This is a genomic window from Micromonospora sp. NPDC003776 (assembly GCF_053605645.1).
Map to the genome: position 1 here is coordinate 1 of NZ_JBSGJR010000347.1, position 7,443 is coordinate 7,443.

The following is a 7,443-nucleotide window of genomic DNA, read 5'->3' on the forward strand; positions in this document are numbered from 1 at the left end:
GCCCCGCGCCCCGCGCCGCGCGCCCCGCGCCGGCGCGGCCTCTTTCGCGGAAAGAGTGGCCTTCGAAGGCGGAATGGCCACTCTTTCCGGGAAAGAGTGGCCGATTCGCGGGGCGGGCGGCGGGTCAGTCCTTGGGGCCGCCGGCGACGTAGATGACCTGGCCGGAGACGAAGGAGGCGCCCTCGCTGGCCAGGAAGGAGATGGTGTGGGCGATGTCCTCGGGCCGGCCGGTGCGGCGGACCGGGATCTCGGCGGCGGCGTGCTGCTGGAGCGCCTCGAAGTCGACCTTCATCCGGGCCGCGGTGGCGGCGGTCATGTCGGTGACGATGAAGCCCGGCGCGACCGCGTTGACGGTCACCCCGAACGGGCCCAGCTCGATGGCCAGCGTCTTGGTGAAGCCCTGCAGGCCGGCCTTGGCGGCGGAGTAGTTCGCCTGGCCCCGGTTGCCCAGCGCGGAGGTGCTGGAGAGGTTGACGATCCGGCCCCACTTCCGCTCGACCATGTGCTTCTGCGCGGCCTGGCTGAACAGGAACGCCCCGCGCAGGTGCACGCCCATGACCGTGTCCCAGTCGGCGTCGGTCATCTTGAACAGCAGGTTGTCCCGGAGCACACCCGCGTTGTTGACCAGCACGGTCGGCGCGCCCAGCTCGGCGGCGACCCGCTCGACGGCGGCCTCCACCTGGGCCCGGTCGGAGACGTCGGCGCCGACCCCCAGGGCCCGGCCGCCGGCGGCGGCGATGGCGTCGACGGTCTCCTTGGTCGCCGACTCCTCGATGTCGACCACGGCGACGGCCATGCCGTCGGCGGCCAGCCGGCGGGCGGTGGCCGCCCCGATGCCGCGCGCGGCTCCGGTCACGATGGCGACGCGGGGCTCCTCCGACATGATTACCTCCCGGTAACTTGGGCTCGATCGAAGGAGCTTAACCCCGGTCGCGAAGTCAGACGTGCTGGCCCCGGCAGAGGCGGATCCACCGGTAGCCGTAACCGGCGAGCTTGAGCCGGTCCAGCTTGCCGACATCCTCGTAGTTGCGGTCGGTGAGCACGTCGATCGGCAGGTCCGCCTCCGGAGCGAGGACGCTCAGGTCGACCTCGACGTCCTCGGTGCCCAGGTTGTGCAGGAAGACCATGGTCCCGGTCGGTCCGTCGGCCCGGTGCGCGAGCACGCCCGGCGGCATCGGCACGTCGATGTGGCTGGTCGAGCCCGAGCCGATCTCCGGGGCCTCCCGCAGCGTACGGATCATCCGCTCGAACCAGCCCAGCAGCGACCGGGGGTCCTTGCGCTGGGCGGTGACGTTGACCCGCTGGTAGCCGTACTCACCCTTGTCGACCACCGGCCGGACCAGCTTCTCCGGGTCCGCCGTGGAGAAGCCGGCGTTCTCCCGGTACGACCACTGCATCGGGGTACGGATCGCCTGCCGGCCCGGCAGCGACAGGTCCTCCCCCATGCCGATCTCCTCGCCGTAGCGCAGCACCGGCGTGCCGCGCAGCGAGAACTGGAGCGCATACGCCAGCTCGATGCGGCGCCGGTCGTTGCCGAGCATCGGGGCCAGCCGGCGGCGGATGCCCCGGCCGTAGAGCCGCATGTTCTCGTCCGGCCCGAACTGCTCGTACACCTGGTTGCGCTGCTCGGCAGTGAGCCGCGACAGGTCGATCTCGTCGTGGTTGCGCAGGAAGGTGGCCCACTGCCCGCCCTCGGGCAGGGCCGGGGTGTCCCGCAGCGCCTCGATCACCGGCTCCGGGTCCTGCCGGGCCAGGGCCAGCATCAGGCGCCCGTTCATCATGAAGTCGAAGAGCATGTGGATCCGGTTGGCCGAGCCGCCGCTGTCGCCGAAGTAGACCGGCAGCTGGTCCGGCTCGACGTTCGCCTCGGCCAGCAGGACCGCGTCGCCCCGGCGCCACTGCACGTGCTGACGCAGCTCGGTCAGGAACTCCAGGTCCTTCGGCGAGTCCGGGTTCCCCGGCTCGGTCAGCTCGATGATGAACGGCACCGCGTCCATCCGGAACCCGGAGACGCCGAGCTGGAGCCAGAACGACATGATCTTCTTGATCTCGGCCCGGACCTCCGGGTTGGCCGCGTTGAGGTCCGGCTGGAACTTGTAGAAGCGGTGGTAGTACCAGGCCTTCGCGGTCCGGTCGTAGCTCCACGTCTCGTTCTGCTCGCCCGGGAACACCATGCCCTGGTGGCGGTCCGGCGGCGCCTCGTCGCTCCAGACGTACCAGTCGCGGTACGGCGAGTCGGGCGAGGAGCGGGCCGACTGGAACCACGGGTGTTCGTCCGAGGTGTGGTTGACCACCAGGTCGATGATCACGTGGATGCCCTTGTTCTTCGCCTGGTGCAGCAGCTCGGCGAAGTCGCCGAGGGTGCCCAGCTTCGGGCTCACGTTGTAGAAGTCGGTGACGTCGTAGCCGTCGTCCCGGTTGGGCGACGGGTGGATCGGATGCAGCCAGAGGCAGTTCACCCCCAGCCGGGCCAGATAGTCCAGCCGGCCGATCAGGCCGCGGAAGTCACCCACTCCGTCGCCATTGGAGTCCGCGAACGTGTCGACGTCGAGGCAGTAGACGACCGCCTCCTGATACCACCGCTCACCCATGTCCGGTTTACTTCTCCGGTTCGGCCGGCGGGCAAACCCACGATCCACCGGTACGGCCCGGTACGGTGCCCGGATGAGCGCCGACACCGTAGCCGTCGACTGGTCCACCGGCAGCTGGCTGAACCCGCCGCAGCGGGCCGACTCCTCCGGTCCCGACCTGCTGGTCGAACCGCGCGGGGGCAGCGACTTCTGGCGCCGGACCAGCTACGGCTTCGTGCACGACGACGGGTCCGCGCTGCTGGCGCCGTTCCCGCTGGACACCGCCGTGGAGGTGAGCTTCCAGCTCGACTACGCCGCGCAGTTCGACCAGGCGGGGGTGCTGGTCCGGGTGGACGACCGGCGCTGGACCAAGGCCGGGGTGGAGGTCAGCGACGGTCGGCCGCAGGTCGGCGCGGTGGTCACCGACGAGCTGTCGGACTGGTCGGTCGCCCCGGTGCCGGAATGGTCGGGGCGGGAGGTGAGCGTACGGGTCAGCCGGGCCGGCGACGCGCTGACCGTGCGGGCCCGGGCGGCCGGCGAGCCGTGGCGGCTGGTCCGCGTCGCCCCGCTGGACCCGGCGGCGGAGGCGTCCGCCGGGCCGTACTGCTGCTCACCGAGCCGGGGTGGCCTGGTGGTCCGCTTCACCGGCTGGCGCCGCGGGCCGGCGGACGAGGCGCTGCACCCGGCGGGATAGTGGGGCCGCTCACCGTAAGGTGTGGCCGGCCGGCCGTCGGGTACGTCTCTCCGATCCCCGACGCGCGGAAGGACGCCCATGGCTCTCGCCCAGAACGTCGACCCGAACCAGTTCAGCGGGCTGACCGGGTGGGTGGCGAGCGTCATCGACTCGCTGGGCGCCGTCGGTGTGGCGCTGCTGGTCGCCCTGGAGAGCATCATCCCGCCGATCCCCAGCGAGGTCGTCCTGGCCATGGCCGGCTACCTGGCCGCCGAGGGCCGGTTCCACGTGGGGCTGATCGTGCTGGCCGCGACGGCCGGGTCGCTGCTCGGCGCGCTGGTCCTCTACTGGCTCGGCGCCGCGCTCGGCGAGGAACGACTGAAGCGCTGGCTCGACCACATCCCGCTGGTGGACCGGGAGGATCTGGAGAGGGCCGACCGCTGGTTCGAGCGGCACGGCAGGTGGGCGGTCCTGATCGGCCGGGTGGTGCCCGTGGTGCGCAGCCTGGTCTCCGTCCCGGCCGGCGCGAACCGGATGCCGCTGGGCGAGTTCGTGCTGCTCACCACGATCGGCAGCGGGGTGTGGAACGGGTTGATCGTCGGGCTCGGCTTCGCCCTCGGCGCCCGCTGGCAGGATGTCGCCCGGTACAGCGACTGGTTCAACTACGCGATCTTCGCGATCTTCGCGCTGATGGTGGTGAGCTGGGCGGTGAAGAAGGTACGCCGGCGGCGCGACCGGCGGTCGGTGACCGCCGGCCGCTGACCCGCGGGCTCAGTACTGCGCGGTGATCGAGGTGAACTCCCAGGTGTTCTGGGAGATGCCGGAGCAGTTGGAGACCACGCCCCCGCCGGGGCAGGGCCGGTCCCGGTTGACCGACCAGAAGGTGAAGCGGGCGAGCCCGCGAGCCTTGGCCCAGTCCCGGATCTGGGTCCAGGTCGCCGGCGAGGTCAGCTCCTGCTGGTCGGAGAGGCCGTTCATGCCCGAGATGCCCATGTGGGCGTACGCGGTGGCGTCGGACCAGCCGAACGCGGTCTTGAGCGCGTTCTTCAGCCCCTCGGCGGCGTTCACCGTGCTCTGGTACATGTTGGCCCCGCCGCCGAAGTCGAACGGCATGATGGTGAAGACGTCGATGTCGGCCTGGAGCGCGGCGGCCTGGTTGATCAGGCGGGTGCCCCACCAGGACGGCCCGCTGGTCGAGGTGCCGATCGTGACGATGGTTCGCAGCCCGGGATTGTTCTGCTTCACGATCTTGAGGGCGCCGAGGATCCGGTCCTGCACCACCTCGTTCTCGAACTCGTCGGTGTTCTCGATGTCGATGTCGATCGCCTTCAGCCCGTACGCGTTGATGACCTGCTGGTAGGCACCGGCCAGGGCGCTGGCGGAGGAGCAGTTCGGGCCGAGCTTGTTGCCGCTCCAGCCGCCGAACGAGGGGATCACGTCACCCCCGGCGGCGCGGATCGCGGCGATGGTGTTGGCCCAGGTGCTGCCGGTGAGCGAGCCGGTGCCGTCCCAGGCCGGGGTGCAGCCGCCGCCGGAGAGCACGAACGCGATGGTGAACCACTTGATCCCGGTCGCGCCCATCACCGTGGCCGGCGCGGGCGGGTCGCCCCAGCCCGGGTAGAGGTAGGGCGCGGCGGCCATGGCGCCCCCGCCCCCGCCGGTGCAGCCGGTGGTGCTGCCCGACACCGGCGCTGACCTGGCCGACTCGCCGCTGGCGTTGTACGCGGTGACCGTGTAGCTGTGCCCGGTGCAGGCGGCCAGCCCGGAGACGGTGGCCGAGGTGCCGGTGACGGTGGCCTTCACGCTGCTGCCCTCGTACACCCGGTAGCCGCTGACCGTGCCGGAGACGGCGTTCCAGGCCAGCGAGATCGAGGTGTTGGTGACGCCGGTGACGCGCAGGCCGCCGGGGGCGGCCGGGGCTCCCGGGGTGCCGCCGCCCCCGCCGGTGCACGGGCCGCCGTTGACCGTGCAGTTGGTCGGGTTGCCGGTACCGCTGACCACGAAGCCGAAGGTGGTGCTGGCGCCCGGCGCGAGGGTGCCGTTCCAGGACTGGTTCAGGGCGGTGACGTGCTGCCCGGAGGTGCTCAGCAGCGCGTCCCAGTAGGAGCCGACGGCGCTGCCGGCCGGCAGGTCGAACTGGACGTTCCAGGAGGAGATGCTGGCCGAACTGTCGTTGGTGACGGTGAACTTCGCCTCGTACCCGGTGTCCCAGCTGGAGGTGCGGACGAAGGCGGCGGTGGCGGCGGAGGCGGGTGGCGCGGCCAGTACGGTGGCCGCCGCCAGGGCGGTGGCGAGCGCGGCGGCGAACGTGGCCGCGCGGGCGGAGCGGAGTCTCACGGCGTCCTCCAGGGGACCGTTGTGGTGGTGGAGAGGTATTTACGACCGTCGACGTGCGCCCATTATTAAGAGTGTTAACTGTTTCTGTCCAGAGGGGACCCGGAAGCCCCCGGTGGAGGGCTTCCGGGTCGCCGCTCAGTGGCGGAAGGTGAACCAGTTGACGTTGACGAAGTCGGCGCCCTGGCCGCTGCTGAACGTGAGGTAGACGGTGTGCCGTCCGGTGACCGCCGAGACGTTGCCCGGCACCGAGCGCCAGCTCTGCCAACCGCCGGTGTCGGCGATCGCGAAGCTGCCGATCGGCGTGGCGGTCGGACTGTCCACCCGCACCTGGACCAGGCCGCTCACCCCGCTCGGCGCGCCGGAGGCGACCCGGGCCACGAAGTCCCTCGGCGGGGTGCTGCCGAAGTCCACGTTGTCGTACCGGGCCCAGTCACCGCTGGCGAGCCAGCCGATGTTCTGGCCACCCTCGGCGCACGCCTCCACCTGCACCCCGTTCTGCGCGTTGTACGCCTCGGCCTGGATGGTCGAGTACGCGTCCACGGTCCCCGAGGGGGGCGGCGTGGTGGTCCCGCCTCCCCGGGCGTAGACCGCGACGTAGTCGACCAGCATCGGCCGGCCGGAGACGGTCGACCCGGTCGGCGTGGTGTAGCCGGCCACGCCGTTCGGGAACGAGCCGCCCATCGCCACGTTGAGCAGCAGGAAGTACCCGCCGTGCCCGGTCATCTGGGTCCAGTACGGCTCGCCGATCTGGCTCTGGCTGACGGTGTGGAAGAGTTGGCCGTCCACGTACCAGCGCAGCTGCTGCGGGCTGACCGAGGCGTCCCACTCGGTGCGGTAGGTGTGGAACGCGGACTGGCAGGTGCTGCCGGGGCAGGCCCGGGTGTTGCCCAGGCCGTTGAACTCGTTGCACGGGCCGCCCGGGGCGACCCCGCAGTGCAGCGTCCCCCAGACCTGGTTGAGCCCGTTGACGTTCTCCATCACGTCGATCTCGCCGATGCCGGGCCAGTTCTGGTAGTTGCCCCGGTACGGCGAGCCGAGCGACCAGAACGCCGGCCAGTAGCCGGCCGCCTCCGCGCCGGTGACGTTCGGCATCTGGATCCGGCCCTCGATCGCCAGCACTCCCCCGGCGGGCGGCTTGAAGTCGGCGCGGACGGTCTCGATCCGGGCCGAGGTCCACCGACCGGCGGTGTCCCGCAGCGGGGTGATCCGGAGATTGCCGGCGCCGTCCTGGGCGAGGTTGGCGGTGTTCGAGGTGTAGGTCTGGATCTCGCCGGTGCCCCAGTTGGCCGGGCCGCCCGGGTAGCTGGTGCCGGTGTCGATGATCCAGTTGGCGGACGAGGGCAGGGCGCCGGCGGCGCCGGTGAAGTCGTCGCTCCACACCAGGCTCCAGCCGGAGGCGGGCGGGGGCACGGCCGCGTGCGCAGCCATCGAGACGGTGGCCACCGCGGTGGTGGTGGCGAGCACGGCCGCGCCCAGGGCGAGCCGGCGGCGGGGGCGGCGCACGGTGGAGGAGGCGGCCGGAGCCGCCGGGACAGGATTCATCGGGGTGCCTCTCTGCGGGGACGGGGGCAGGAGAGCGCTCTCTGAGAGCGTTTTGTACGCCCCCGGTCCCCGCCTTGTCAACGCACGTCGATGGATGTCGGCTGCGGACGGCGCAGCACGGCCTGCTCCAACCCGGTCCACGCGGTGGTGGTGACCAGGTAGAGCACCGCCGCCAGCGGCACCACCAACGCCACCAGCACGGTCGTGTACGGCAACAGCGGCACCAGCCGACCGAGGACGGCCGCGCCCGGCCCCTCCGTCGGTGTACCGGCCACGGTGCCGGTCGCGGCCGCCGCCCGCCGGGCCCGCCCGGAGGTCCAC

At 71.6% G+C, this 7,443-nt stretch carries 6 protein-coding genes and 1 pseudogene; 2 read left to right on the forward strand and 5 right to left on the reverse strand.

What is annotated here, in order from left to right; all coding sequences use genetic code 11:
• Positions 1-124: 124 nt before the first annotated feature.
• Positions 125-883, reverse strand: coding sequence for a 3-oxoacyl-ACP reductase FabG (gene fabG / locus ACWEVO_RS24200; RefSeq protein WP_387134201.1), 759 nt, complete (start codon positions 881-883; stop codon positions 125-127).
• Positions 884-938: 55 nt separating this feature from the next.
• Entirely contained in the window at positions 939-2,591 is a 1,653-nt protein-coding gene (locus tag ACWEVO_RS24205; protein WP_452309805.1) for an alpha-amylase family protein, read from the reverse strand.
• Between the two features lie 73 nt (positions 2,592-2,664).
• Between ACWEVO_RS24205 and ACWEVO_RS24210 the strand changes: the two genes are divergently transcribed.
• Together ACWEVO_RS24210 and ACWEVO_RS24215 are read left to right on the forward strand one after the other, a co-directional pair.
• Complete coding sequence (locus ACWEVO_RS24210; RefSeq protein WP_452309806.1) at positions 2,665-3,264, forward strand: DUF1349 domain-containing protein; 600 nt, start codon at positions 2,665-2,667, stop codon at positions 3,262-3,264.
• A gap of 78 nt (positions 3,265-3,342) precedes the next feature.
• The gene (locus tag ACWEVO_RS24215) at positions 3,343-4,005 is read left to right on the forward strand and encodes a DedA family protein (RefSeq protein ID WP_452309807.1); all 663 of its coding nucleotides are present in this window, start codon (positions 3,343-3,345) and stop codon (positions 4,003-4,005) included.
• A gap of 9 nt (positions 4,006-4,014) precedes the next feature.
• Here ACWEVO_RS24215 and ACWEVO_RS24220 read toward each other — a convergent pair whose 3' ends face one another.
• The 3 genes and pseudogenes from ACWEVO_RS24220 to ACWEVO_RS24230 form a co-directional block, all read right to left on the reverse strand.
• Positions 4,015-5,580 (reverse strand): cellulose binding domain-containing protein, encoded by a 1,566-nt coding sequence (locus tag ACWEVO_RS24220; protein WP_452309808.1) that lies wholly within the window; start codon positions 5,578-5,580, stop codon positions 4,015-4,017.
• A gap of 135 nt (positions 5,581-5,715) precedes the next feature.
• Positions 5,716-7,122, reverse strand: coding sequence for a carbohydrate-binding protein (locus ACWEVO_RS24225; RefSeq protein WP_452309809.1), 1,407 nt, complete (start codon positions 7,120-7,122; stop codon positions 5,716-5,718).
• Positions 7,123-7,199: 77 nt separating this feature from the next.
• Positions 7,200-7,443 (reverse strand): annotated as a pseudogene (locus ACWEVO_RS24230) (YidC/Oxa1 family membrane protein insertase); the annotation flags it as partial.

What these genes read in the sequence shown, in the direction of transcription:
- ACWEVO_RS24215 (WP_452309807.1), top strand. Translation starts at nt 3,343, where the DNA reads ATGGCTCTCGCCCAGAACGTCGACCCGAACCAGTTCAGCGGGCTGACC.
- ACWEVO_RS24205 (WP_452309805.1), bottom strand. Translation starts at nt 2,591, where the DNA reads ATGGGTGAGCGGTGGTATCAGGAGGCGGTCGTCTACTGCCTCGACGTC.
- fabG (WP_387134201.1), bottom strand. Translation starts at nt 883, where the DNA reads ATGTCGGAGGAGCCCCGCGTCGCCATCGTGACCGGAGCCGCGCGCGGC.
- ACWEVO_RS24225 (WP_452309809.1), bottom strand. Translation starts at nt 7,122, where the DNA reads ATGAATCCTGTCCCGGCGGCTCCGGCCGCCTCCTCCACCGTGCGCCGC.
- ACWEVO_RS24210 (WP_452309806.1), top strand. Translation starts at nt 2,665, where the DNA reads ATGAGCGCCGACACCGTAGCCGTCGACTGGTCCACCGGCAGCTGGCTG.